General features: G+C 60.7%; 23 protein-coding genes. 14 read left to right on the top strand and 9 right to left on the bottom strand.

From position 1 onward, the window contains the following. The first annotated feature begins 146 nt into the window (after positions 1-146). The 4 genes from AC07WT_RS32220 (at position 147) to AC07WT_RS32205 (ending at position 5290) form a co-directional block, all read left to right on the top strand. The gene (locus tag AC07WT_RS32220; protein ID WP_494950096.1) at positions 147-1436 is read left to right on the top strand and encodes a dicarboxylate/amino acid:cation symporter; all 1290 of its coding nucleotides are present in this window, start codon (positions 147-149) and stop codon (positions 1434-1436) included. Next, complete coding sequence (gene cuyB, locus AC07WT_RS32215; RefSeq protein WP_492590013.1) at positions 1433-2902, top strand: cysteate racemase; 1470 nt, start codon at positions 1433-1435, stop codon at positions 2900-2902. The genes AC07WT_RS32220 and cuyB overlap by 4 nt, the downstream gene beginning before the upstream one ends. A 93-nt stretch (positions 2903-2995) precedes the next feature. Beyond that, positions 2996-4414 carry an aspartate ammonia-lyase gene (gene aspA / locus AC07WT_RS32210; protein WP_494950095.1) on the top strand — a complete coding sequence of 473 codons (1419 nt, stop codon included), beginning with the start codon at positions 2996-2998 and terminating at the stop codon, positions 4412-4414. Positions 4415-5017: 603 nt separating this feature from the next. Then, positions 5018-5290, top strand: a complete 273-nt coding sequence (locus AC07WT_RS32205; protein ID WP_062091079.1) for a hypothetical protein — start codon at positions 5018-5020, stop codon at positions 5288-5290. A gap of 123 nt (positions 5291-5413) precedes the next feature. On the opposite strand, the gene AC07WT_RS32200 is transcribed toward AC07WT_RS32205, so the two are convergent. Next, entirely contained in the window at positions 5414-5707 is a 294-nt protein-coding gene (locus tag AC07WT_RS32200; RefSeq protein WP_494950094.1) for a hypothetical protein, read from the bottom strand. A 677-nt stretch (positions 5708-6384) separates the two neighbouring features. Here AC07WT_RS32200 and AC07WT_RS32195 point away from each other — a divergent pair. The 4 genes from AC07WT_RS32195 (at position 6385) to lra1 (ending at position 10623) form a co-directional block, all read left to right on the top strand. Continuing rightward, entirely contained in the window at positions 6385-7137 is a 753-nt protein-coding gene (locus tag AC07WT_RS32195; protein ID WP_494950093.1) for an SDR family NAD(P)-dependent oxidoreductase, read from the top strand. A 76-nt stretch (positions 7138-7213) separates the two neighbouring features. Continuing rightward, positions 7214-8542, top strand: a complete 1329-nt coding sequence (locus tag AC07WT_RS32190) for an MFS transporter (RefSeq protein ID WP_494950092.1) — start codon at positions 7214-7216, stop codon at positions 8540-8542. A gap of 48 nt (positions 8543-8590) precedes the next feature. Further along, entirely contained in the window at positions 8591-9769 is a 1179-nt protein-coding gene (gene rhmD, locus AC07WT_RS32185; protein WP_494950091.1) for an L-rhamnonate dehydratase, read from the top strand. 71 nt (positions 9770-9840) lie between these two features. Next, on the top strand, positions 9841-10623 hold the full coding sequence (gene lra1, locus AC07WT_RS32180; RefSeq protein ID WP_492590022.1) for an L-rhamnose 1-dehydrogenase Lra1: 783 nt from the start codon (positions 9841-9843) through the stop codon (positions 10621-10623). Positions 10624-10644: 21 nt separating this feature from the next. On the opposite strand, the gene AC07WT_RS32175 is transcribed toward lra1, so the two are convergent. Further along, complete coding sequence (locus AC07WT_RS32175) at positions 10645-11643, bottom strand: LysR family transcriptional regulator (protein ID WP_494950090.1); 999 nt, start codon at positions 11641-11643, stop codon at positions 10645-10647. Between the two features lie 131 nt (positions 11644-11774). On the opposite strand from AC07WT_RS32175, the gene rhaM reads away from it, so the two are divergent. The 6 genes from rhaM (at position 11775) to rhaS (ending at position 17818) form a co-directional block, all read left to right on the top strand. After that, entirely contained in the window at positions 11775-12098 is a 324-nt protein-coding gene (rhaM, locus tag AC07WT_RS32170) for an L-rhamnose mutarotase (RefSeq protein ID WP_494950089.1), read from the top strand. A gap of 40 nt (positions 12099-12138) precedes the next feature. Continuing rightward, complete coding sequence (locus tag AC07WT_RS32165) at positions 12139-13032, top strand: amidohydrolase family protein (RefSeq protein WP_494950088.1); 894 nt, start codon at positions 12139-12141, stop codon at positions 13030-13032. A gap of 48 nt (positions 13033-13080) precedes the next feature. Next, positions 13081-14664: a sugar ABC transporter ATP-binding protein gene (locus AC07WT_RS32160; RefSeq protein ID WP_494950087.1), complete on the top strand. Its 1584-nt coding sequence runs from the start codon at positions 13081-13083 to the stop codon at positions 14662-14664. Continuing rightward, positions 14661-15719, top strand: coding sequence for an ABC transporter permease (locus AC07WT_RS32155; RefSeq protein WP_494950086.1), 1059 nt, complete (start codon positions 14661-14663; stop codon positions 15717-15719). The genes AC07WT_RS32160 and AC07WT_RS32155 overlap by 4 nt, the downstream gene beginning before the upstream one ends. Further along, complete coding sequence (locus AC07WT_RS32150; protein WP_494950085.1) at positions 15712-16728, top strand: ABC transporter permease; 1017 nt, start codon at positions 15712-15714, stop codon at positions 16726-16728. The genes AC07WT_RS32155 and AC07WT_RS32150 overlap by 8 nt, the downstream gene beginning before the upstream one ends. 82 nt (positions 16729-16810) lie before the next feature. Beyond that, positions 16811-17818: a rhamnose ABC transporter substrate-binding protein gene (gene rhaS / locus AC07WT_RS32145; RefSeq protein WP_494950084.1), complete on the top strand. Its 1008-nt coding sequence runs from the start codon at positions 16811-16813 to the stop codon at positions 17816-17818. Here the strand turns inward: rhaS and AC07WT_RS32140 are convergent. The 7 genes from AC07WT_RS32140 to AC07WT_RS32110 form a co-directional block, all read right to left on the bottom strand. Continuing rightward, positions 17808-18899, bottom strand: coding sequence for a CmpA/NrtA family ABC transporter substrate-binding protein (locus tag AC07WT_RS32140; RefSeq protein ID WP_494950083.1), 1092 nt, complete (start codon positions 18897-18899; stop codon positions 17808-17810). The two genes, rhaS and AC07WT_RS32140, sit on opposite strands and share 11 nt — an antisense overlap. Positions 18900-18909: 10 nt before the next feature. Further along, on the bottom strand, positions 18910-19485 hold the full coding sequence (locus AC07WT_RS32135) for an ANTAR domain-containing response regulator (RefSeq protein WP_115100235.1): 576 nt from the start codon (positions 19483-19485) through the stop codon (positions 18910-18912). Positions 19486-19882: 397 nt separating this feature from the next. After that, positions 19883-21679 (bottom strand): hypothetical protein, encoded by a 1797-nt coding sequence (locus AC07WT_RS32130; RefSeq protein WP_494950082.1) that lies wholly within the window; start codon positions 21677-21679, stop codon positions 19883-19885. A 105-nt stretch (positions 21680-21784) separates the two neighbouring features. Continuing rightward, a complete protein-coding gene (locus AC07WT_RS32125; protein ID WP_494950081.1) occupies positions 21785-23878 on the bottom strand; it encodes a S8 family serine peptidase in 2094 nt (697 codons plus the stop codon). 958 nt (positions 23879-24836) lie between these two features. Beyond that, the gene (gene infA, locus AC07WT_RS32120; protein WP_480325771.1) at positions 24837-25109 is read right to left on the bottom strand and encodes a translation initiation factor IF-1; all 273 of its coding nucleotides are present in this window, start codon (positions 25107-25109) and stop codon (positions 24837-24839) included. A 138-nt stretch (positions 25110-25247) separates the two neighbouring features. Next, the gene (locus AC07WT_RS32115; protein ID WP_115100326.1) at positions 25248-25529 is read right to left on the bottom strand and encodes a hypothetical protein; all 282 of its coding nucleotides are present in this window, start codon (positions 25527-25529) and stop codon (positions 25248-25250) included. Positions 25530-26104: 575 nt separating this feature from the next. Continuing rightward, positions 26105-26323, bottom strand: coding sequence for a hypothetical protein (locus AC07WT_RS32110; RefSeq protein ID WP_106277571.1), 219 nt, complete (start codon positions 26321-26323; stop codon positions 26105-26107). Positions 26324-26411: the final 88 nt, after the last annotated feature.

Here is a 26411-nt window from a genome sequence, read left to right as displayed (position 1 = left end):
AGGTGCATGCAGTAATAGCATCGACGTATTTTTGACGTTCCTTAACATCCGTCCATACACAAAAACCTGCTAATTCAGCGACGTTTTTGCCATTCATGCGCCCGGTGATGCATCCCACCGCCGGGCGCCATTCTGGACGGATTCAAATGAAGAATCGCCTCACACTTTATATTTTTGTCGGCATGGTGCTCGGCGTTGTCGTTGGATACATCTGCCACCGGTCGGTCGCGGATGCCGCTGAAGCGAAGACCATCGCCGGCTACTTTTCAATCATCACCGATATCTTTCTTCGCCTTGTGAAGATGATTATCGCGCCGCTGGTCTTTGCGACGTTGGTGTCTGGACTTTCCGGCATGGCGGGAACAAGCGACGTACGCCGAATCGGATTCAGGTCGGTGGGATGGTTCCTTTGCGCGTCTCTCCTCTCCCTCGCTCTCGGTCTTGTCCTGGCGAACCTGTTTCAGCCAGGCGCAGGGTTACATATGGTCCAGACAAGCGCCGATGTCACGACAGGTCTGAATACCGCTGGCCTGAACTTCAAGGACTTCGTAACCCATGCGTTTCCGACGAGCATCATCGATGCGATGGCCCGAAACGATATCCTTCAAATCCTTGTCTTTTCTGTACTGTTTGGGGTCGTGCTGAGCGTCATCAAGACCGACCCACGCGTGGCGCCGTTGATTGCAGGCGTAGATGCCCTGGTGCCCGCAATGCTGAAGCTGACCGACTACGTCATGCGCCTCGCGCCCATTGGTGTATTCGGCGCGCTCGCCGCAGCAATTACGGTACACGGCCTGGATGTATTGACCACTTATGGCAAGCTCATCGGCAGCTTCTATGTCGGTCTGGCGCTTCTTTGGACGCTTCTCATCATCGTTGGCTATTGCTTTCTCGGAAAGCAGATTTGGGCGCTGTTAAAGGCGGTTCGGGAGCCTGCGATGCTCGCTTTCTCGACGGCGAGCAGCGAAGCGGCTTACCCCCGCCTGACCGAAAAGCTCGAAGAGTTCGGGGTCGACAAAAAGGTTGTCGGGTTCACCTTGCCCCTTGGGTACGCATTCAATCTGGACGGTTCGATGATGTACCAGGCTTTCGCTGCGATTTTCATCGCACAGGCTTTCGGCATCGATATGCCACTGGGTGCCCAAATCATGATGTTGCTCGTACTCATGGTTAGCAGCAAGGGAATGGCAGGTGTCGCCCGAGGCTCGGTGGTCGTGGTTGCTGCTGTCGCACCGATGTTCCATCTGCCGCCGTCCGGAGTCGTGCTCATTCTCGCCATCGACCAGGTCCTTGACATGGGGCGAACCGCCACAAACGTGATTGGCAACAGCATCGCAACGGCCGTCATCGCGAAGTGGGAGGCCAAGCGCTCAGCCAGGCATGCGAAACGCGCCAGCGACACTGCTTTCGTTCAACTGCAAGGTGAGACGGAATGAGGGAAGTGAAGGAAAGGAACGTGCGCAGGTTCGGGGTCGTGGGTGGCCTGGGGCCTTTGGCAAGCGCGGACGTATTCTTCAAGCTCGTCAAATCGACTCCTGCTACCAGCGACGCGGAGCACTTCGACGTGGTATTCGAACAGCATCCTTTCGGAAGTTTGGGTACTGGGACTGAGGCCACGACGCAACGCAAGCTGTATATCTTCGACCTGATTGGCCGCTTCGAGAAGCAAGGCGTGACGACGGTCGTGCTTCCTTGCTTCCTCAGTCACACGTTCATCGACGAGCTGAAGGCAAATTCACCGCTTCAGATTGTCAACATGGTTGAGGCTGTTCGCAGTCACGTTCGGCGAAAATTTCCTGCCGTGCGTCGAATCGGTGTGCTGGCGTCCGATTACACGCGTAGGAAAGGTTTGTTTGAGAAATATTTTGCACCGCCCGAGTTTGAGGTTGTCTATCCCCGCCACCGGGAGAGCCTAGACCTCGTCACAGAAGCCGTATATGGGTCTGAGGGCGTTAAGAGCGGGAACCTGAGTGGCCTACCGGTGAAGCTTTTGCGCGAGGCGTGTGAGGACCTCATCTCGCAGGGCGTCAACCTCATTGTCCCGGGTCTGACCGAAATCGCTCTGGTAGCCGAGGAGATTGGCCCGCTGCAGGTGCCGCTACTCGATTCGAATCTGGCATATGCGCAATACGTTGTATCGGGTCAGTTTTCCTCGCCCGAAACGCTGTTCAAGGTCGGTATAGTCGGTGGGGTTGGACCAGCGGCAACCGTCGATTTCATCCATAAGATAGTGCGCAACACGCCCGCTAAACGGGACCAGGACCACATCAAACTGTTGGTCGAGCAGAACCCGCAGATTCCGGACCGCACAGAAAGCCTGATTGGCGATGGACCTGACCCGACCATCTCCCTTTACGCGACATGCAAGAAGCTCGAAGCCGGAGACGCGGACATCATTGCTATCCCGTGTAACACTGCTCACGCGTTCGTCGAGCGTATCCAGCCCTATCTCGGCATACCTATCGTGAACATGCTGACGGTTACTGTCCGCTACCTTCGCGAGACCTTTCCCTCGCTGCGTTCAGTCGGCGTGCTGGCGACCTCGGGTACGGTCGAAAGCGGTGTATACAAAAAGGCGCTCTCTTCACAAGGGTTAACGCAGGTCGTTCCGGGCCCGGCTTTGCAGGCGCGAGTAATGGATGCAATTTATGGCAAGGAAGGCGTGAAAGCAGGATTCACGACCGGGCGATGCCAGTCTGATATCGCTGCTGCGATAGATGGACTCATTTCCCAGGGCGTAGAAGTCGTCATCCTTGGCTGCACCGAGTTGCCGCTACTGTTTCCGCGGGCGGATTTTGTCGGGACGAGTGGCACATCGGTCCGCCTGGTGGACCCTACAGACGTACTTGCCCGGCAGTGCGTTGCATACGCAACTGCAGCATCGGAATCGCACCGCCCATAAGCGACCGAGCGAATCATTCTTTCCTCCGACCTGTGGTGTACACGGGCGTCGGGTGTTGCACTTCGTCCAAATTTTTACCTAATAAGGATAGCTATGCTCGCGGCCATCGAACGCATCGAACACGACCTTCTCGGCGACCTCGCCGTACCAGCGGCAGCCTACTATGGCGTCCACACGCTGCGCGCACTCAAGAATTTCCCCATCACAGGAATTCCTATTTCGGCTTATCCGAATCTCATCAACGCGCTTGCGAACGTTAAAGAGGCGGCTGCGCTAGCGAATTACGACCTTAGGCTTCTCAGCGAGGTCAAGGTGTCGGCTATTGTGCAAGCCTGCAGGCAGGTCCGTTCCGGTATCGCACACGAGCACTTTGTCGTTGACGTCATTCAGGGCGGTGCCGGCACCTCAACCAACATGAACGCGAATGAGGTCATTGCCAATCTTGCTCTTGAGCACCTCGGGCACGAACGAGGCGAGTACCACATCCTTCATCCCAATGAGGACGTCAACCTCGGGCAAAGCACGAACGATGTATACCCGACTGCATTGAAAATCGCGACGTACGCGGGAATCATGCAACTGGTAGACGCAATGGCCGTGCTTCGAGCATCGTTCGAACGGAAGGCCGAAGAGTTCAAGGACGACCTGAAAATGGGGCGAACTCAACTGCAGGATGCAGTTCCCATGACGTTGGGACAGGAGTTCAGCACGTTTGCTGTCATGCTCGGCGAAGACGAGGAGCGTCTCAGGGAAGCATCGAAGTTGATTTGTGAGATTAACCTGGGCGCAACAGCCATTGGAACGGGCATCAACACTCATCCCGAGTATGCACAACTCGTATGCCGTCACCTGAGCAACGTAACCGGTATTCCGTTGACGACGTCTCCAAACCTGGTCGAAGCGACGCAGGATGTCGGGTCATTTGTGCAACTGTCTGGTGTGTTGAAGCGCGTTGCGGTGAAGCTTTCGAAGACGTGCAACGACCTCCGGCTCCTTTCAAGCGGCCCCCGCGCAGGTCTTGGGGAATTCAATCTGCCACCGGTTCAGGCCGGCTCCAGCATCATGCCGGGCAAGGTCAACCCGGTCATACCCGAGGTCGTCAATCAGATAGCGTTTGAGGTCATCGGTAATGACGTGACCGTCAGCTTTGCCGCAGAGGCCGGGCAGCTTCAACTCAACGCGTTCGAGCCAATCATCGCGCACAGCCTCTTCAAGAGTGTCGCCCATCTGCGGGCAGGATGTTTGACGCTGGCGTCCAGATGTGTCGACGGAATCACAGCCAATCGGGACCGGCTGCGGTCAATCGTCGAAAATTCGATTGGAATCGTGACAGCGCTTAACCCATACATTGGGTATGCGCATGCGACGGAGGTTGCACAGGAAGCCCTTGCATCTGGTCGAAGCGTGGCGGAGATAGTGATTAGCAAAGGGCTATTGAGTCAGTCTCAGCTCAACGAGATTTTGCAGCCCGCCATGCTGACCCAGCCGAGGAAAGCCACGTCGGCTGCCTAAAGAATGGTCAACCGGGGCGCGTGGCCAGCTCCGGTCATCGACTTTAAGTTCCGGTGGATGTAACTGGTTGCCACTGGCGCTACTCGTGTGCCTTTCGACTTCTGTCGCTCACGCGTCATTGCGCGGCGGCTACTCTCGATGTCTCGTCCACAATGAGAAGCCGTCGCTACTCGTGAATGTTGTTCACTGGACGGAAACATTATCTCGCGGTGCACCGACTTCAAGCAGCCCCACTCCGACAGTGTCCACAAAGACCGCGCCCAGACGCATTCGGCAAGGCAGCTTTGTTGAGTGAAAGAATTCCGACCGAGGCGCCGCCTGGAGCAAGTCTCACGGGGCCTTGGTACGTTTCGTCATATTGTCCGCCGGTAACATGCCCGGCCCCGGTTTGGAAACAAGCATCGCAAGGCACGCCGGAAGCGGATGTGCGCATCGGTGGTCGTGGCATTGGCGGCAGCGGCATCGTGATTGTCGCGTACTGACTTACTGACGCACCCCGACGAACCAAGGCGCCTGCTCTTTCAGGCACTTTGCATTTCAGCGCCAGGTCGCGGAACGCCTCACTTGCGCTAGACTGGCCTGAGCAACCGGAAGGAGACTTGGATGATACGCAAGACGCTCAATGCCTCGCAGCTTCAACAGGAGGTCAACCGGCGAATCCATCGACTGCAGGAAATCGTCGAGGATGGCGTGAAGATTCGTGTGCCGCGGCCGCAGTTGCAAGAGGCTGACAAGACAGGCTGCAACTGGAACATGACCCACTTCGGCAACGCGGTCGGCTTCGAGCGCGACATCGAGGGCGTGCTCAAGGCCGTGCGTGCGGAATACAACCTCAATACCGAAGTGAAAGACACCGGCAACCCGTTTGGGGACTAACCGCGAAAGACATCGATTCGTTGTTCGTTTTTGATGGCGTGGGCACTAATGGTGCGCTTACCTCAACTGGTCTACCTTGCGACGCCCCGTCGCAGATATTCCTCGCTTTGAAACCTATGCTTTCTACGAGCACCGACTGGCCGCATGTCGCTCGAAATTGCCGACAACTGATGAATGGACCTTTGGATTCAACTCCGCGCGCCATGCGCTGACCTGTACGGTAAGCCGGCGGAAGAGCTTCCGCACCAGGACCTCACGCTTAACGGTATCGGCGCGGTCAAAGACGCGCGAGTAGAAGAGCACTGCACCTGCGTTCGATGCCCCGCGGTGTTTGCGCGGATTCTTGCCGAGCCACCGACGCGGCAGATTTGGATGCTGCTTAACGCCGGCCAGCATTGACGAGATGTTGGTGCACATTCGGATGCGCTGGATTCCGCGGGGCGACGTCACTCATCAACTGGGGCGGCCTTGGGGTGCTCCCTTTCGGGCAGCCAACAAATGGCACCAGTATCTAAAGAGGTCTTCCACTCGTGAAGACTGATTTCCGCCCCTTCGTCGAACCAGTTCTCTTTGCGCTTGATGCGAAGGTCGTATCCCATAGCCGAGGCAGCACATCGACGAACCAGGCTCATTAAGCTACCGCTTCGTTGGCGTCAGTAGCCTTCGTAGATTGCGCTCGATTTCTCGGAAGTCCAGCGTTGTAAAAAATTCAACGAAGTTACTGTGGTGGTGGCGTAGCGTTAGGGGCGCTCCGCGCTTCGGCAGCGGTTGCCCGCCAGGTAAGGGATTCGCAACCTCAGGCCAGTTTGATTTGAAAATGGTGCACACCGAGGCGAAGCGTCAGGCCAGTTTCTATTGCGAGAAATCGCCAAGACAGATTTATTTGCGAGCGGACAGGTTTTATTTACGACGAACCAGCGTCTTGGCAACCTCCGTACTGTGCTCCTCCCGCCGATCCACTTTTGTTATCGCCTCCTCCAATACTCGGATTGTTAGCGCATCGCACCGCTCGTATATTTGCTGAACAGAATGCAGAGCCAGCAGAAATCACAACTGAAAAGCACGCCGCTTAAGCGTGCCACAGGAGCACAGCGATGAATCGAATCGATCTGGAGGGGCGCGTCGTCGTCATTACCGGCGGTGCGCGCGGCATTGGCTACGCGGTGGCGCAACGGGCATTGAACTCGGGCGCCTCGGTCGCGCTGTGGGACATCGACGCCGAGCGCCTCGCGCGCAGCGCACGCGAATTGAGCGAACTGGGCAAGGTGTCCGCCATCACGGTCGAGCTCACTCAGGAAGCGGCGGTAACCCAGGCGGTGGCGCAAACCGTCGCGGCTCATGGCGCGATCGACGTGCTGATCAACTGCGCGGGCATCACCGGCGGTAACGGCACGACATGGGAGCTGGAACCCGACATCTGGCGCCGCGTGATCGACGTGAATCTGATTGGCCCGTATCTCACCTGCCGCGCGGTCGTGCCGCAAATGCTCAGGCAAGGCTATGGCCGGATCGTCAATATCGCTTCGGTGGCCGGCAAGGAGGGCAACCCGAACGCGTCACACTACAGCGCGTCCAAAGCCGGGTTGATCGGCTTGACCAAATCTCTCGGCAAAGAACTCGCGACGAAAAACATCCTCGTCAATGCCGTCACGCCCGCTGCGGCCAAAACCGAGATCTTCGATTCGATGTCGCAGCAGCATATCGACTACATGCTCTCGAAGATCCCGATGAATCGTTTCCTGCTGCCCGAAGAAGCGGCGTCGCTGATTCTCTGGCTGTCGTCCGAAGATTGCGCGTTTAGCACCGGTGCGGTGTTCGATCTGTCCGGCGGACGCGCGACGTACTGAAGGCACGAAAGTCACGACAGGCACGAGAGCAAAAAAAATGCAGCGCGCCACGCGCGCGAGCTGCGAAGGAGACAACATGAATCCGCATCCGCCAGTTTCGCTCGAGGCGATCAACAGCAAGGTTATGCGCCGGCTGTTGCCGTTTCTGTTGCTGATGTATGTGCTGGCCTTTCTCGACCGCGCCAATATCGGCTTCGCGCAGAAAGCGTTGCAGCACGATACGGGTTTGTCGAACGCGGCATTCGCATTCGGCGCGGGCGTGTTCTTCGTCGGCTATGCGTTGTTCGAAGTGCCGAGCAATCTTCTGCTGCATCGGGTCGGCGCGCGCATCTGGATGTGCCGGATCATGGTGACGTGGGGACTCGTATCGGCGGCGATGTCGTTGGCCCATACGCCCGCGGCGTTCTACGCACTGCGCTTTATGCTCGGTGTCGCCGAGGCGGGCTTCTTTCCCGGCGTGATCTATTACCTGACGCACTGGTTTCCGCAAACGGCGCGCGCCCGTGCCGTCGGTGTGTTTTATTTCGGTGCGCCGCTGGCGTTCATTTTCGGCAGTCCATTGTCGGGTTCATTGCTCGAACTGCATGGCGTATTGGGTTTGGCCGGCTGGCAATGGTTGTTTCTGATTGAGGGCGGCCTCGCGTCGGTGGTCGGCGTGTGGGCGTTCTGGTATCTCGACAACCGTCCGGAAGACGCGCGTTGGCTCGACGCGCAACAACGGGCAGTATTGCGCAGCGCGCTCGAAGACGATGCGCGCGCTGCATCGGCGCATGGGCCGCATCACATTCTCGCCGCGCTGCTGGATCGCCGTGTATTGCTGCTGTCCGCGATCTATCTGCTGATCCAGATGAGCGTCTACGGCGTGATCTTCTATTTGCCGCAACAGGTGGCCGCTTGGTTCGGCACGACGGTCGGCTTTCGCGTGGGACTCGTCGCCGCGCTGCCGTGGCTGTGCGCGCTGGCGGTGACCTGGTACGTGCCGCGCCGCGCGGACCGCTTCGACACGCATCGAGTCTGGGCCGTCGCGTTGCTGATTCTTGCGGGCCTCGGCATCGGCGTGTCGGGCCTCGCGCATCGCCCGTCGATCGGATTGATCGCGCTGTGTTGCGCGGCCAGCGGTTTTATCGCGGCACAACCGTTGTTCTGGACTTTTCCGACACGCTATCTCACCGGCGCGGCGGCTGCGGGCGGTATCGCGCTGATCAACTCGCTCGGCAGCCTCGGCGGCTTCATTGCCCCGAGCCTGCGCACGGCGGCTGAGCGCGCGTTTTCGTCGACGTCGGCGGGGCTGGCCGTATTGGGCGCAGCGAGTCTGCTGGCGGCGCTGCTGATCGGCACGCTCTTGCGCCGCGACGGCGCGCGTTCGGCGTGGTCCTTCCATCATTTACTGCACCGCGCCCGCTAGGCGCGTTTTCGGCTGCGCTCTCGACGCACCTACAACGGAGCCCTTTTCATGGCCATGCCTACTATCCGGCACGTGCGTGCCTTCATCGTCCGCGGCGGCGGTGCGGATTATCACGATCAACCCGACGGACACTGGATCGACGATCATATTTCAACGCCGATGGCGCGTTATCCGGAGTACCGGCAAAGCCGCCAGTCGTTCGGGATCAATGTGCTCGGCACGCTGGTGGTGGAGATCGAAGCGAGCGACGGCACCGTCGGTTTCGCGGTGACCACGGGCGGCGAGATCGGCGCGTTCATCGTCGAGAAACATCTGGCGCGCTTTCTCGAAGGCCAGCTCGTCACCGACATCGAGAAGATGTGGGATCAGATGTACTTCTCGACGCTGTATTACGGCCGCAAGGGCGTGGTGCTGAATACGATTTCCGGCGTCGATCTCGCGTTGTGGGATCTGCTCGCCAAGGTCCGCAAGGAGCCGGTGTACCAGCTATTGGGCGGCCAGGTGCGCGACGAACTCGTGTTCTATGCGACCGGCGCCCGCCCGGACCTCGCGAAGGACATGGGTTTCATCGGCGGCAAGTTGCCGTTGCAGCACGGTCCTGCGGAAGGCGATGCGGGCCTCAAGCAGAATCTGGCCAGGCTGGCCGACATGCGCAGCCGCGTCGGCGACGATTTCTGGCTGATGTTCGATTGCTGGATGAGTCTCGACGTGCCGTATGCAACGCGGCTCGCCCAGGCGGCGCACGAATACGGCCTGAAGTGGATCGAAGAATGCCTGGCGCCGGACGACTACTGGGGTTACGCCGAACTGCGCCGCAACGTGCCGCGCGGCATGATGGTGTCGACCGGCGAACATGAAGCGACGCGTTGGGGCTTTCGCATGCTGCTGGAAATGCAGTGCTGCGATCTGATTCAACCGGATGTGGGCTGGTGCGGCGGCATGACGGAGCTGATCAAGATTTCCGCGCTTGCCGACGCGCACAATGTGATGGTGGTGCCGCACGGTTCGTCGGTGTATAGCTATCACTTCGTCGTCACGCGGCACAACTCGCCGTTCGCCGAGTTTCTGATGATGGCGCCGAAAGCGGACGAGGTCGTGCCGATGTTCACGCCGCTTCTGCTCGACGAACCCGTGCCGGTAAACGGAAGAATGAAAGTGCCGGACACACCGGGCTTCGGCGTGCGCCTGAATCCGGAATGCGCGCTGGTGCGGCCTTATCCGCGTTGAATACCGATTGATCGCTCATTGATCGCTCATTAACGGTAAAGCACCGTGTTGGTCCAGCAAAGGAGAATGACGTGCTGCTCAAGGACAAGGTCGTGATCGTCACCGGCGGCTCGCGTGGCATCGGCCGCGCGATAGCGGTTGCGTGCGCAACCGAAGGCGCGGATGTGGCGATCAACTACTGGGGCGATAACGACGCATCATACGGGCGCCGTTCCGCCGTCGAAGAAGTGGTCGGCGAAATCGAGGCACTAGGGCGGCGCGTGATTGCGATCGAGGGCAATGTCGCCGCGCGTGAGACCGGTCAGCATCTCGTGCGCCGTACCGTCGAAGCATTCGGCAAAGTCGATGTGCTCGCCAGCAACGCGGGCATCTGTCCGTTCCATGCGTTTCTCGATATGCCGCCTGAAGTGTTGGAGTCGACGGTGGCGGTCAATCTGAACGGCGCGTTTTATGTCACCCAGGCGGCGGCGCAGCAGATGAAAGCGCAGGGCACGGGCGGCGCGATCGTCGCGACGAGTTCGATTAGCGCGTTGGTGGGCGGCGGCATGCAGACCCACTACACGCCGACCAAAGCGGGCGTGCATTCGCTGATGCAATCGTGCGCGGTCGCGTTGGGGCCATACGGAATTCGCTGCAATTCGGTGATGCCGGGCACGATCGCGACCGACCTGAATGCAGAAGACCTCGCCGACGAAGCAAAGAAAGCCTACTTCGAGAAACGCATTCCGCTCGGCAGATTGGGCCGTCCGGAAGACGTCGCCGATTGCGTGGTGTTCCTCGCGTCCGATCGCGCGCGCTATGTGACCGGCGCCGCGTTGCTGGTGGACGGCGGTCTGTTCGTCAATTTGCAGTAACGCACGACGCCGATGCCAATGTCAATTGACCGGTGCGGACGCGATGACGGAACCCGGTGCGGGGGAGGTGGAGCCATCGCGTGCGAGCTGGCGCGAAAAACCGCGCAACAGGTCGATGAAACGCAGCGCCGGTTCGGCAAGCGCTTCTTCCTTGCGCGTGAGAATGCCGAAGCCGGCGAGGCTCTTGCCGATTTCGAGCGGCAGCGCAACCAGCAGCTTGCCGCGCAGATGATCGCGCACGACCGACTCCGGCAGCATCGCCACGGCATCGTAGTTTTCCAGCAACTGAAGGGTAGCGAAGATCGATGCGCATTCGGTCAGGTTCACGGGCGTGGCGAGCCCCGCGCGTGCGAGTTCCTCTTCGAACAGCACACGTGCCGGACTGGTGACCGGTTGCGCGACCCACGGCCAGTCGATCAGCTCACGCAAGGTGAGGGAAGCGCGCTGCGCCAGCGGATGCACCGATCGCACGACCAGCAGCAAAGTCTCGCGCGCGAGCGGCTCGAAACTGAAATCGTTGTGTTGCAGCGGACTGGTCAGGCGCCCAAGCGCCAGATCGACTTCGCGGCGATGCAGCAATTGCACGACCTGATCGCTGGTTTCGCCGAGAATGCGCACGTTCAGCAACGGGCTTTCGGTTTTCAGCGCGGCGACCGCCATGGCCAGCAGATCGGGCGCGGCGCCCATGATCGCACCGACGGTCAACTGGCCGTGTCCGCCGCGGCGTTTGACCTCGAGGTCTTCGGCGAAACGGGTCAATTCGGCCAGCGCGCGCCTTGCGTAAGCGAGCGTGACGACGCCGAGCGGAGTTGGTGTCATGCCGCGCGCGTTGCGCTCGAACAGCAGGAAGCCGAGCGCTTCTTCGATATCGCCGAGCATGCGGCTCGCGCTGGGTTGCGCGACGTTGATCGCCTCGGCGGCCTGGTGGAGATTGCGTGCGTCGTCGAGCGCGACGAGCAGCGCGAGGTGCTTGAACTTGAGCCGATTAACGAGGGCGACGGCAGCAGAGTGTTGGCTCATGGTTCCGGTGCGATTCGGTTTCTGGATCGCCCAATCCCAACAACGGATTGAGATGCTATCGACGCAGGAATTATAGTCGTTTCAGACGCTTCGCCAGGAAAGCGCTCGAAGACGACGGGAGACAGGCCGCAATGGAAACAATCGCTTTCCGGATGGTGCTCAACCCCGGCATGCGCGAGGAATACGAACGACGTCACGCGCAAATCTGGCCCGAGCTGGTTGATGCATTGCACAACGCGGGCGTGCGCGACTATCGGATCTTCTTCGACGCGGACTCGCACTATCTTTTCGCCGTTCTGACCCGCAACACGACTCATCGAATGGACGAACTGCCGCAACTCGATGTGATGCGCAAATGGTGGGACTACATGGCCGACATCATGCAGACGGCGCCCGATCACACGCCGCTTCAACAACCGCTCGAGCTGGTCTTTCATCTGAGTTCGCTCAGCTGAGGTTGCTGACTTTTTGCCAACAGAAGGCGGAGGGTGTCGCATGCAGGTCGTCGATTCGCATATCCATCTGTGGGATCTGAAAACGCATCGCTATCCGTGGCTGGAGAATCCGGGCGTGTCGTTCGTGGGCGACGCTCGCGAGTTGAAGCACGACTATCTGCTGACCGATTTGCTCGGCGAAGCAGCGGATATCGAGGTGCTGAAGCTGGTGCACGTCGAAGCGAATCACGATCCCGCCGATCCGGTCGAAGAAACGCGCTGGTTGCAGTCGATCGCGGATCGAGCCGAATCACGCGGCATGCCGGATGCGATCGTCGCGGCCGTGGACCTGGCGGCGCTGAACGCGCCACAGGTGCTCGAAGCGCATGCGGCGTTCGCCAATACGCGCGGCGTGCGGCAGATCCTGAACGTGCACGAAAACAAGCTGTTCGATTACGTGGGTCGTCATTTCATGCGCGAGCCGCAGTGGCGCGAGCATTTTGGGTTGCTGCGCCGTCACGACATGTCGTTCGATCTGCAACTGTATCCGTCGCAGATGGAAGAGGCGGCTGCGTTGGCGCGCTCGCATGGCGACACGCTCTTTATCGTCAACCATGCGGGGATGTTCGTGGATCGCGACAGCATGGCCGGTTATCGCGCATGGCGTGACGGCATGCGTTTGCTGGCGGGTTGCAGGAATGTCGCGGTGAAGATCAGCGGACTGGCGATGTTCGATCATCAGTGGACTGTCGAAAGCCTGCGGCCTTATGTGCTGGAAACGATCGACACGTTCGGCGTGGAACGCGCGATGTTCGCGTCGAACTTTCCGGTCGATCGCCTGTTCGGTTCGTACTCGGATTTGTGGCACGCGTATGCGTCGATCGTGGGCGGCGCGAGCGCAGCGGAGAAAGATGCGCTGTTCTGCCGGAACGCGGAGCGTTTCTATCGCGTCTGAGCATCTGAAGAAAGCCTCACGCAGTGAGCGCAACGAAGGAGACACGCAGTGCAGCAACCGACATCCGCGGTGCCCAGGCTCGAACTGCGGCATGCGAGTAAATCGTTCGGCCGGGTCCGTGCGTTATCCGACGGTGATCTCGCGCTATGGCCAGGCGAAGTGCATGCGCTGCTCGGCGAAAACGGCGCGGGCAAATCGACGGTAGTCAAGATTCTCGCCGGCGTGCATCAACCGGACACCGGCGAGCTGCTGATCGATGGCGTTGCGCGCCGCTTTGCAACGCCGGCTGAAGCGCGCGATGCGGGCCTCGCCGTCATTTATCAGGAACCGACGCTGTTCTTCGATCTGTCGATTGCGGAAAACATCTTCATGGGGCGGCAGCCGGTCGATCGGCTCGGCCGCATTCAATACGACGCGATGCGCCGCGAGGTGGACGGCCTGCTGGCTTCGCTCGGTGTCGATTTGCGCGCCGATCAGCTGGTGCGTGGTTTGTCGATTGCGGATCAGCAGGTGATCGAAATTGCCAAGGCGTTGTCGTTGAACGCGAACGTGCTGATCATGGATGAGCCGACCGCCGCATTGTCATTGCCGGAAGTGGAGCGGCTCTTCGCGATCGTGCGCAAGCTGCGCGAGCGCGAAGTGGCGATTCTGTTCATCACGCATCGGCTCGATGAAGTGTTCACGCTGACGCAACGTGTGACGATCATGCGTGACGGCGCCAAAGTTTTCGACGCGCTCACGGCGGACCTCACGACCGAGGGAATCGTCGCGAAGATGGTCGGCCGCGATCTGGAGAGCTTCTATCCGAAGGCGGATCGTCCGCCGGGCGAAGTGCGCTTGTCGGTGCGGGGCCTCACGCGCGTAGGTGTGTTCAAGGACATTTCGTTCGACGTCCGCGCCGGCGAGATCGTCGCGCTGGCGGGCCTGGTGGGCGCGGGGCGCAGCGAGGTGGCGCGGGCGATCTTCGGCATCGATCCGCTCGACGCCGGCGAAATCTGGATCGGCGGCGAGCGTCTCACAGCGGGCCGCCCCGCCGAGGCCGTGCGGGCCGGTCTTGCGCTGGTGCCGGAAGATCGCCGGCAGCAAGGTCTGGCGCTGGAGTTGAGCATCGCGCGCAACGCCTCGATGACAGTGCTCGGGCGGCTCGTCAAACATGGTCTCATCTCCGCGCGCAGCGAGACGCAACTGGCGGATCAATGGGGCACGCGCTTGCGCCTCAAAGCCGGTGACCCGAATGCGCCGGTCGGCACGCTATCCGGCGGCAATCAGCAAAAGGTCGTGCTCGGCAAGTGGCTCGCAACTGGCCCGAAAGTGTTGATCATCGACGAACCCACGCGCGGCATCGACGTCGGCGCCAAGGCCGAAGTGTATAGCGCGCTCGCCGAACTGGTGCGCGACGGCATGGCGGTGCTGATGATTTCGAGCGAATTGCCCGAGGTGCTGGGCATGGCCGATCGCGTGCTGGTGATGCACGAGGGGCGTATCAGCGCGGATATAGCGCGCGCCGAGGCCGACGAAGAGCGCGTCATGGGCGCCGCGCTCGGTCAACCGCTTCCGCCTTTGGCGCACGCCCCGAAGGAAGTCCCCCGCCCCGAAGGAAGTCCCCTTGGGGGATTGGGGGGCGCCGCATGATGCGTCATTCTTCCACCCATCCCGTGCCGGTTCAGGCGAGCGTCGCGAAGCGCCCGAACGGAAATGCCGGCGGCTTCCTCGCGAATCTCGCCAGGAGCCGCGAGACGACGCTATTCGTCGTGCTCATCCTGCTGATCGCCGGCACCGGGCTCGCGAAGCCGCAGTTCCTCAATCTGCAAAATCTGCGTGACGTGCTGCTGAACGTGTCGATCATCAGTCTGCTGACGGCGGGCATGACGGTGGTGATCCTGATGCGGCATATCGATCTGTCGGTGGGATCGACGGTCGGCATCAGCGCCTATGCGGTCGGCAGTCTGTACGTCGCGTTTCCGCATATGCCGGTGATCGTGGCTCTGCTTGCGGGACTGGCGATCGGTTTGGCGGCGGGCGGCATCAATGCGCTGCTGGTTGCCGTGGGACGCGTGCCGTCGCTGGTGGCGACGCTTTCCACGCTCTACATCTTTCGCGGCGCCGATTATGCGTGGGTGCACGGCGGACAGATCAACGCGACCAGTTTGCCCGACGCGTTTTCCCGTCTCGCGACCGGCGCTTTGCTGGGCATACCGACGCTCGCGCTGATCGCCGTTGTCGTGCTGGCCGGCCTCTCCGTGTACCTGAAACAGTTTCGCGGCGGCCGCGAACACTATGCAATCGGTTCGAATCCCGAAGCTGCGCGGCTTGCCGGCGTGAACGTCGAGCGTCGCGTGATGGCGGGCTTTCTGTTGTCCGGCGCAATCGCCGGGTTCGCGGGCGCGCTGTGGCTCGCGCGTTTCGGCACCGTCGATGCGAGCACCGCGAAGGGTATCGAATTGCAGGTGGTGGCGGCAGCGGTGGTGGGCAGCGTGGCGATTACCGGAGGCGTTGGCACGATTCTCGGCGCAACGCTCGGCGCGCTCGTACTCGGCGTGATCAGCATCGCGCTGGTCGTGTTGCACGTGTCGCCATTCTGGGAACAGGCGATCGAAGGCGCGTTGATCGTCGCCGCGATTGCCGCCGATACCTTGCTGGCCCGTTCCGTCGCCAAACGCATGATGAGGAAACGCGATCATGGCTAAACCCGATTCCGCGCTGCTCACGCGCAAACGCGAAACGCCGCTGCAATGGGAGGTATTGCTGGTGATCGTGCTGGTTTTGTCGCTCGCGCTTGGAAGGTTGCTGTCGCCCGTGTTTCTGACCGGCGCCAATCTGAGCAACGTGTTGGCGGATCTGACCGAGATCGCGTTGATGGCGTTGCCGATGACGCTGATTATCGTCGCGGCGGAAATCGATCTTTCGGTGGCGTCGGTGCTGGGTGCATCCAGTGCGTTGATGGGCGTGCTCTGGCATATGGGCTTGCCGATGCCGGTGGTGATCGTGCTCGTATTGATTGCCGGCGCGCTCGCCGGCCTGCTCAACGGCCTCGTGATCGTCAAGCTCAATCTGCCTTCGCTCGCGGTCACGATCGGCACCTTGGCGCTGTTTCGCGGCCTTGCGTATGTGCTGCTCGGCGACCAGGCAGTCGCGGATTTTCCTGTGGCTTATACGGCGTTCGGCATGGATACAGTGGGCGCGAGCTTCATCCCGTTGCCGTTTTCGATCGTGATCGCCGGGGCGGTGCTGTTTACCGTGTTGCTGCAATCCACCGCGTTTGGCCGCAGCCTGTATGCAATCGGCGCGAATCCGACCGCCGCGGCTTTCTCGGGCATCGAGGTGGCGAAGATCAGGCTGCGTCTGTTCGTGCTGTCCGGCGCGATGAGCGCGTTGGCGGGCGTCGTCTATACGCTGCGGTTTACCAGTGCGCGCGGCGACAACGGCGAAGGCTTCGAGTTGTCGGTGATCGCGGCCGTGCTGTTCGGCGGCGTGAGTATTTTCGGCGGACGCGGCTCGATGATCGGCGTCCTGCTCTCGCTGCTGATCATCGGCGTGCTGAAAAACGCACTGACGCTCGACGACGTGTCGAGCGAAACGCTCACGATCGTCACCGGCGTGCTGCTGTTGGCATCGGTGCTGATTCCCAATCTGGTCGCCCGCTGGCGCGCGGCGCGCGACCGGCGTTTCATTGCTAAGTCCGCGTCTTCCTTATAACTTCCCCGTAAAAACTGTCTGAAAGAGAAGTCACCGACAACCCGGGCAGCATTCCGTCCAACAACAAGGCAGGAGACACTTCATGTTCAAACCTCTACGTCACACCGGCACGGCCGCGCTTTGCATCGCTCTGGTGGCGATCAGTTGCGCGACATCGGCTGCGGGCCTGAAAGGCGGGCTCAAAATCGCTTTCGTGCCGAAGCAGATCAACAACCCCTATGAGGTGATCGCCGACGACGGCGGCATGGCGGCGATCAAGGAAATCAGCGGCGTGGGCAAGGTAGTGGGCCCGTCGGATGCGGGCGCCTCGTCGCAAGTGCAATACATCAATACGTTGATCACGCAACGGCAGGACGCGATCGTGATCGCCGCGAACGACGCCAACGCAGTCGTGCCGTATCTGAAGAAAGCGATGTCGCAGGGCATCAAGGTCGTGACCTTCGACTCGGACACGGCGCCCGAAGGCCGGCAACTGTTCGTCAACCAGGCGAACGCGGAGGGCATCGGCCGCGGCCAGATTCAGCTGGTGTCGAAGCTGATGGGCGGCGAGGGCGAGTTCGCGGTGCTGTCGGCCACGCCTAACGCGACCAATCAGAACACGTGGATCAAATGGATGCAGGAGGAACTGAAAAAGCCCGAGTACTCGAAGATCAAGCTCGTCAAAATCGCCTACGGCAACGACGACGATCAGAAGTCGTTCGTCGAAACGCAGGGCTTGTTGCAGGCGTATCCGAATCTGAAGGCGATTGTCGCGCCGACTACGGTCGGCATTGCGGCGGCGGCGCGTTATATCTCGAGTTCGTCGAGCAAGGGTAAGGTGGCGGTAACGGGGCTGGGCACGCCGAACCAGATGCGTGCGTTCGTCAAGAACGGCACGGTCAAGGCGTTCCAGCTGTGGGACCCGAACCAGCTCGGTTATCTGGCGGCTTATGCCGCGGCGAACCTGTCTTCCGGTGCGATAACCGGCAAAGAAGGCGAATCGTTCGACGCCGGCAAGCTCGGCAAGCGCACGATCGGGCCGCAAGGCGAGATCATTCTCGGACCGCCGACCACGTTCGACGCGAGCAATATCGACAACTTCAATTTTTGACCTGCACGGATCGCCGCGCGTCGTCCGGCACCGCGACGCCGACGCGTGCGGCGGCCTCGAGATACAACTGCGTCTGATTGATCTTCGCCGCAATCTCCGCGTAATCCGTGCGCCTATCGATCATTCCCCAGCGCTCGAACTGCGTGAGAAACCACGCGCCCTCTATCGTGTGCGGATAATTCACCGTGCCATTGTCGAAGAACCGGACCGGCAGACGTCGCGGTGTTGCAGCTGCAATCTCGTTGCCGAGCCGTGCGGCAATCAACGCCTCGTCGATACCGATGAATTCGGGCCGTGCGAGCCAGCGCGCGATCTCCGCACGATGTCCGGCGCCGTCGAGCCAGCGGCACGCTTCCAGCATCGTCTGCACCAGCGCTCTCGCCGCATTCGGATTGGCGCTGACGAAATCGCGCCGGCATGCCAGCACCTTCTCCGGATGGTCGGGCCAAACCTCGCTCGTATAAGCAACCGTGCGGCCGACGCCTTCGGCTTCGGCCATGGCATTCCACGGCTCGCCGACACACAAGCCGTCGAGCTTGTCTTCGGCAAGCGCGGCGACCATTTGCGGCGGCGGAATCACGACGCTTTCGATATCGCGCAACGGATGCACGTCTTGCGAAGCGAGCCAGTGGTACAGCCACATTGCATGCGTGCCGGTGGGGAAGGTCTGAGCGAACACCGGTTTGCGGCCGAGGGTCGCCAAAGCCTTCGGCAAGGTGCCATGTTCGGCCAACGCATCCGCGAGACCATTCGACAGCGTGATCGCCTGGCCGTTGCGATTGAGCACCATCAGCACGGCCATGTCCGTTCGCGGTCCGCCCAGGCCGAGCTGCACGCCGTAGACGAGACCGTAGAGCGCGTGCGCGGCGTCGAGGTCGCCAGAGAGAAGCTTGTCGCGCACGGCGGCCCACGACGGCTGACGGCATAGCTCCAGCGTCAAACCATGTGCGTGACCGAATTCGAGCAGCTTCGCGGCGACGAGCGGCGCGGCATCGGACAGCGACACGAAGCCGAGCCGCAAATGTGTTTTCTCGAGCCGGGCGGGCGCGGACGCTGAGGTAAGGGGAGCAGGAGAGTTCATGAGCAGCGCTTCATTTGTGCGAGTCTGCCGCTGCAACGATGGCGCGCGCGACCTCGGCGAGTTTGACACCCTGGTTCATCGCTCGCTTGCGCAGGTTGGCGTAGGCGGCGTGTTCAGTGATTTTCTGTTGATCCATCAACAGACGTTTGGCGCGGTCGATCAGCTTGCGTTCGGCGAGTTCGTTTTCGACTTGCGCGAGACGCTCGCGCAACTGCGATTCCTGCGCGAAACGCGCGAGCGCGACTTCGAGAATCGGCGCGAGCCGCTCCGTCTCGAGGCCTTCGACGAGATAAGCGGTCACGCCCGCGCCGACCGCATCGCGAATCAGCTGCTGGTTCGCGTCGTGACTGAACATCAGCACCGGGCGCGGCGCGGTGGCGTTCATCACGGCGAGTTGTTCGAGCGTGTCGCGCGACGGCGATTCCGTATCGATGATGATCACATCGGGCCGTTCGCTTTCGACCACGCGATGCAGCGCCTGTGGCGTCGCGGTGCCGGCGAGCATGTCATAGCCGAGCCGCGCGAGGGCATCGCGCAGATCGCCTATGGGCTTATCGGTATCGGTGACGAGCAGGACGCGCAGCATGGGTGTGGCTTGTCGAACCGCCGCAGGCGTGGGGCCCGCTACGGCGAAGTCGAACGTCGTTGTTCAACAAATTATGTGCTGATGCGCGCAAGCGTGTGCGTGGCGGGCCAGCGAATCGTATTGTATGGAGAAGCCGGAGCAGTCGCGGCTTCATCGTGTCCGGCATCGTTGCAGGACAAAACGATTAAGCAATGGCTGTGCCAGAAAAGGAGCGGCTGACAAAGGCGAGGCGAATCATAGCGTTGCGAAACCGGCGTACGGAACCGGCTGCACTCTGGCGGGGCATCGTATCGCCATGCACCGAACCGGCGCATGGCGTGAGTCGCAATGCGTTGAGGAAGCACGGCGGGAAGCACGGCGAGAAGCACTGTGCGAAGCACCGCCGCGTGGCGGCGAATCACGCGTCATACCATTTCGCCAATTCGCTGCGGACTTCTTCGATCACCGGGTCCCACTTGCCCAGTTCCTGTTGCCGGAATAGCCGCATGGACGGATACCAGGGGCTGTCGGTTCTGTCGGTGAGCCATCGCCAATCCGAGCAGGCAGGGATGAGTACCCAAACAGGCAGTCCAGCAGCACCCGCCAGATGAGCGACTGAGGTATCGACCGTGATGAGCAGATCGAGTGAGTGAAGAATTGCGAGCGTATCCGTGAAGTCATTGATTGCGGGTCCCAGCGTGCGCAGATCATATTCATTCGCCAGACCTTCGCTTTCGTGCTCATGCTCGCCCTTTTGCACGGAATACCAGGTCACCTCATGAAGCGCAAAAAGTGGCTTGAGTGCTTCGAGGCGGATGGACCGGTAACGGTCCAGAACGTGGTACGGGCCGCCCGCCCAAACAACACCAATGCGTCTGAGTTTATGGGGCATTCTGCGCGGCGACATGGCATCGATGCAAGCCGCCCAATGCCGCATTTTTTCCGGCCTTGCAGCGAGATAGGGCATGACGACGGGGAGCATCGGCAGATCGAGTTTCATGTGCTCAGGCATCCGTAACATATGACACCAGTAGTCATAGGGGCCGGACGGCAACCTGGTCAATACGTTGCGCACCCCTGTCATGCTGGCGGCCAGTTCTGCGATTGGCTCGCTGACCAGCACATCCACCGTTGCTCCTTGCCGATGCAGCCATTCAGCGAATCTGATGAACTGTATTTCGTCGCCGCGCCCCTGCTCGCCCACCAGCAGGAATTGGCAGCCGGCAACCGGTTCGCCTTTCCACTCAGGAAAGCTGGGACAAACCAGTTCCGTTCTCTTATCAAGGAGTTCGTAAAACCATCTGTATCTCTTCCAGCCTTCTTCGAATTCGCCGAGTGCAAGTTGCACGCCCGCGAGATGGAATTGCATATAAGGGTTGTCCGGCAGAAGCCGCGCGGCTTCCATGCTGTACGGCCGGCTTTCGGCGGCTTTGCCGCTTATGCTAAGCGCCCGGGCCGCGTTGTGATACAGCAGGGGATGGCGTGGATCGACGGCGAGTCCCTGCCTGGCTACGCTGAGCGCCTCGCTGAAACGGTCGTGTGTGTTCAATACGAACGACAGCGATTTGAGTGCTGCGGCGTTGTCGGCAAAGCGGGTTCTTATCGCTGTGAGCGCGCTTGCCAGTTGAGTGGCGCGGCCGGCTTTTGCGAGTGCCGCAATCAGATCGAGCCCGTCTTGCAGGCTGGACGGGGCGAGTTCCCACGCGCGTAGCCAATAGTCCGCAGCGTCATCGATCGCCCCGAGTTCCGTGCTGATCCGTGCCATTGCAAGGATAGCCTGATGCAATGCCGGGTCGATTTCAACGGCGTGTTTATAGTGCGCCATGGCCTCACTCAGGCGGCCGGACAGCCGCAGGCAGTCGGCGAGATTCCTGTGCAGACTGATAGTGCCGCCCGCCAGTCCGATCGCGCGGCGATAGAACCGTTCGGCCGCTGCATAGTCATGCTTCAGCGCCGCAAGCAGGCCCGCGTGTTCATACAGTTCTGCCCGATGAGGGGCGGCTTGCAACGCTAGTTCCAGATACTCGCGTGCCTGGTCGAATTCGTTTTTATGGACGCAGACGAGTCCGATCCGGTGCAGTGCGTGCGCATCGCACGGGCGCAAGGCCAACACGTTTCGGTAACCGTTCATCGCCTCGCTGAATCGCTGAACAGAGAAATGCGCATCCGCCTGCGCAGCAAGCGAGTTCGCGTCATCGCTATCGATAAGTGACATAGGCGTCGCCAGGAATTCGTTGAATGTTGATTTGCTCCGGCAGGTGGATGGCGCCGGAAAGTGTGCCCCTGTGACCGTAGCTGCGGCACAGGGGCACGCTGCTGGTTAACTATCTGGATCGTCGACCGGCCAGGTAACCTTGTACTTGATGGAAACGCCATCAAGCGGGGTGCGGGTGGTCACCATGGCGTAATAGGTCCCAGGGTCAGGCCACATGAGTTTGCAGGTGGCGGCTCGCCCTGCCGACATGACGGATGTACAGTCGGGATGGACCATGGAAGCCGTGCCGCCTTTGACAGACAGCGTTGCAACCTGGCCAGGTGCGTCCGGTGAAAGGGTAAACGTCAGATACTTCACCTCCGTGGGAACCCACCGGCTATGAACCGGGCTTCGTATGACAGTGCCCGAGAAGTACAGAACCTCGGAGGGTTGCAGTCCAATTCGCAGCCCATACTCATAGTCGTTTATGTCCGTAACAAGAAGGGGCTTCACCTGAACCGGGCGCGTCACCTTGCTGACGGCCCCATTAACATCCGTCACGGTGAAGGTAAATTCATAAGTCCCGGGCTGTTCGAAGTCGATCTCGGGATTGACGGATTGCGTGGAGAGAGCGTCGCCACTGCCATTACCGAAATTCCATGCCCATGATTTGATGGGTGCGCCTCTGGCACTAGACAGGTCCGTGCATGAAACGTGCATCAGGTTTGGACTTTGCGAGCATTTGAAATCCGCTGCCGCTGGAATCTTTCCGGACCTGGCGGCCACCACAGCCGCGTTTGCGTCCAGAATGCCCAGCCCGATGGGTTGATCCGGCTGGCCGCTGGGAAACGGTTGAACATGCTGTGCGAGCAGCGTCCGCATTTCCGCCGATGTCAGCGGCGTGGGCGCCACGGATTGAACGAGCGCTGCGACTCCGCTCACCATCGGCGCCGCCATCGACGTGCCCGACATGTATGAATAGCTTTCGGTGCCCGGTGCGGCTGTCCCGTTGTTGTAGGTCGACCAGATCGAGTCGCCGGGCGCGGCAACGTCGACAACCGGACCAAAGTTCGAGCGAACCCACCTCAAACCGCCCCGATGGGTCGCGCCCACACTGATAACGCCACGGCAATTGGCCGGCGAAAAATTCGTTGCGCTAGCACCGTCGTTGCCCGCGGCTGCGGTAACAACGGCGCCGCGACTGACCGCGTAGTCAATGGCGTTCTGAAAAGTCGTTTCACAGGAGCCGGACCCGCCAAGACTCACATTGATGACCTTCGCCGGATACGAATTCGCCGGGACGCCCGGAATAGTCCCGCCGGCGGCCCACACAATGCCGTCGGCAATATCGGACGTGTAGCCTCTTCCGCAGGCATTCATGACGCGAACCGGGACGACTTTCGCGGCGGGAGCCACGCCGGCTATCCCGACGCCGTTATTCGTCTGCGCTGCCACGATGCCTGCTACGTGCGTGCCGTGCCACAGGACTGAGCATTTCTCCGTGGTGATACCCGGGTTCATGCCGTTGCCGCCGCGGGGATTGGTGGTGAAGTCGTACCCAGGCAGGTAGTTGGCATTCAGGTCGCTGTGACTGGTGACGCCGTTGTCCACCACGGCGATCACGGAGCCGGAACCGTTCGCGTTATCCCAGGCGCTCTCCGCACGTATTCCTGCTGCAGTGGTGCCGGGTTTCAGGTTAGAGGTCAGGCCCCACTGCATGCCGTATTCCGGATCATTCGGCACCATCACGACGGACATTTCCGTGTCGGGTTCCACGTATTCGACGTTCGGGTCCGATGCGAGAGCGCGCATGAAAGCCCTGGCGTCCTTGCCGTTCAGCTTGCGCTCAGTCGTCACTACGTCGGAGCCGACGCCCGTTCGGCGCAAATGACGAGCCTTCGCGGGAAAGGCGCCTGCCAGCCGGTCAAGTTTCGACTGGACCGATGAAGCTGATCCGCGTTCCAACGTGCCGTTCCTGTACTTGACGATGAAGCGGTCAACGGAGGCATCCGATGACAGACCGCTCGTATTCATTTTCAGCGACATTTGCAGTGGAACGGTGCTGGACGCCGCCGCCAATGCCGCCGTCTTTTCAAGCGCCGGCGTTGTTCCGGAAGCCGTGTCGCTGCCGCTGTTTCCACCACATGCTGCGAGCGCCAGCGAAAGGGATAGACAGGCTGCGCCGGCAAGCACGCGGCGCGCTGTTACTTTCGACTGCAACCCGCCGATTCCTGTACCGGCTTTGCAGGCATCATCCCGCGTGCCCCGAGATCTCTCTTTTTGCATATTTCCTGTACGACATATAGAAATGATTGCCCCTGTTTTTATGTGGTAGTCGTACTGCGGCCATCAGTCTCGATAGTGAGCCGCGCGCCAATCTTTACTCTTTCGGCACTGACTATGTTTCTGTTGTTTTAAGAATCCCAATTAATGGCTATCCGCGACGCCTGCGAGATGTGTTGCCTTGCGCAGTTGGGAGTCAGCCCATTACGTCTTTGTAATCGTTGTATGCAATTTGTAGCCTGAATAAGAGAATAAATATCCTTACCAGTTTAAGCAATCGGCGATTTCTATTTGTTCGTCGGATAACTTACTCAACACGTAAGACTGTCAGCGTGCTCGTTCAGCGAGCCGCGGTCCACGCGCGCCGCTTGCGCCACGGCGAAAAGTCATCGTTTTCACCGGGCGCGCAACGGGGCGAGCGCGATTCATCGAAGCGCTCGCCGCAAGCGACCTGCAAGGCGGCGCTCGCGGCGAGGCGCGAGCATCTTGTCGAAACGGGAAGAGCGCGTGGTCGAGCGGGCGCGCAGGAGCGCCGCAGGAGAGGATCTCGGTGCGGTATTCGGAGTGTAAAAAGGCGGGGTAGTGCGGAGGGGGGCGAAACGCCCGCTAGCGGCAAAAAACGCGAGGCGCTGGAGCTTGAACTGAAGCACGAGTTGACGCCAGCGTGCCGAAGATCGGCAAAGCGCTCGGCCTCACCTCATATAGCCTGCAACTCATGCGATGCCGCGGCGCGCCGCTCAGGCCGGAATCGAAGCCGACATCGAAGTCGGCATCGTCGAGTCAGGCCGGAGAAGGCGCGCGAGAGGCTTCGCGAACAACTAGCAGCAATCAGGCAATCGTCACGCGGCAACCGCTCGGAAAGCGGTCAAAAAGCGCGGTCAGCGTGCCGCCGGCATCAACGACGGCGGAATTGCGTATTGCGGGCGGCACCGCCACCGGAGGCGCGCTCGTCTTTGTGACGGAAATTGATCCGGCCTTTGGTCAGATCGTAAACCGACAGTTCCAGCGTCACGCGGTCGCCCGCGAGGATACGGATGTGGTTCTTGCGCATGCGTCCGGACGCGTAAGCGCCAACCACGACGCCGTTGTCGAGCGTCACGCGGTAACGGCTATCCGGAAGTACTTCGTCGACGATACCGTCAAGTTCAAGCAGTTCTTCTTTCGCCATGCATAACTCCTGGTCGATGGGATAAATGGGTGTTGGCCGATAGGCGTTGCCGGTCGGCACAACATTCAATGCGTATGACGGAAGGCTCACGAGCGCCCCGTCGTGCGGCAACCGCAGCGAATGCGCTGAAGCTGCCGCTCAAAGATCGGCGACCGACTGGCCGTCGATACGGCCGTCGATCAGTTGCTCGGCGTGCGCCATGCACGCAATGCGTGCCTTGCCCGTGCCGTCGAACGGAAACAGATATTGCAGGCGGAACACGCGGCCGTCGGCCGCCGGATTGGCGCCGACGCGGCAAATGCGCACCGATGCGTCGTAGCCCGCGTCCGGATTGCGGCCTGTCTGCGCGTCGGTCGGGCGGCGCGGATAGACGAGCGGGTGAATTTCGTAACCCTTGTAGGTCTTGACAGCTGAATTCATGAAGCACATGTCCTGTATTACGTGGCTGCCGTGTCACGCGTGTTACGCGCAGCACGACGGGCCGGGCAGCGCAGCGCCTTGGGGCGCGCCGCCATGGAAAAAGGTTGGCACAGGCCCGATGGCAAGGGCTTGAGCGCGGCCGCGCAAAATCGCGGATTCGATGGAGAAGAAACACGCTGATGTCGCGCAGACATCGGGCGCGTAAAAGCTGAACAACTCAGCTGCACAACTCGCGACGGCGAATGCCTGCGGCGCATTGCCGGAGTGACGGGATCGCCGACAGGCGGCGATCGAACAGTCGGGGGTGGTGCGGAGAAGCCGATTTGAGACTTCGGTGCAACAGACGCGGGATACAGCTATTCCAATATGATGCACTAAATGGGGCTAATTGGATAGCGAAAAGTTCCGCGCAAGGGCAAGCCGCCCAGCCGACGGGGCTTTGGGCGGGAAAGACCGTCCGCGTGCGGCGCGCCGGCGGATTGCCGGCAGGCCGTCAGCGGCATGGCCTGGTGGCCTGGTTGGGGCGGTGGCGGGCGAAGGCGGGTGGCGGTGGCGATGAAGCGGCAGGGCGGTGTTCAGCGGGAGGTTTCGGCGACGCGCTTCTGCAACTCGCGCGACGCCGCGAGCGGAATGCGCGCGTCATCCCAGCCGGCTAGCCATTCGACTTCCTTCGACGTAAAAATCTGCCCGTGATTGCGCAGCGTGTATTGCAGTGAATCGATGATGTGATTGCGGATGATTTCCGGCGTGCCTTCGTCATCGAGCACGGCGCGAAACGCTTCGAGCGTGGCCATCTGTTGCTCCGTGAAATAGATGGTTCTTTTATCGCACGAAAAAAAATCGCTCGCCAAGCGGACAAAATTCGCCGTGTGCCGGCGCGCC

This window comes from Paraburkholderia sp. GW821-FHT02A12 (genome assembly GCF_059422005.1).
This window is presented reverse-complemented; position numbering and strand designations above follow the sequence as displayed.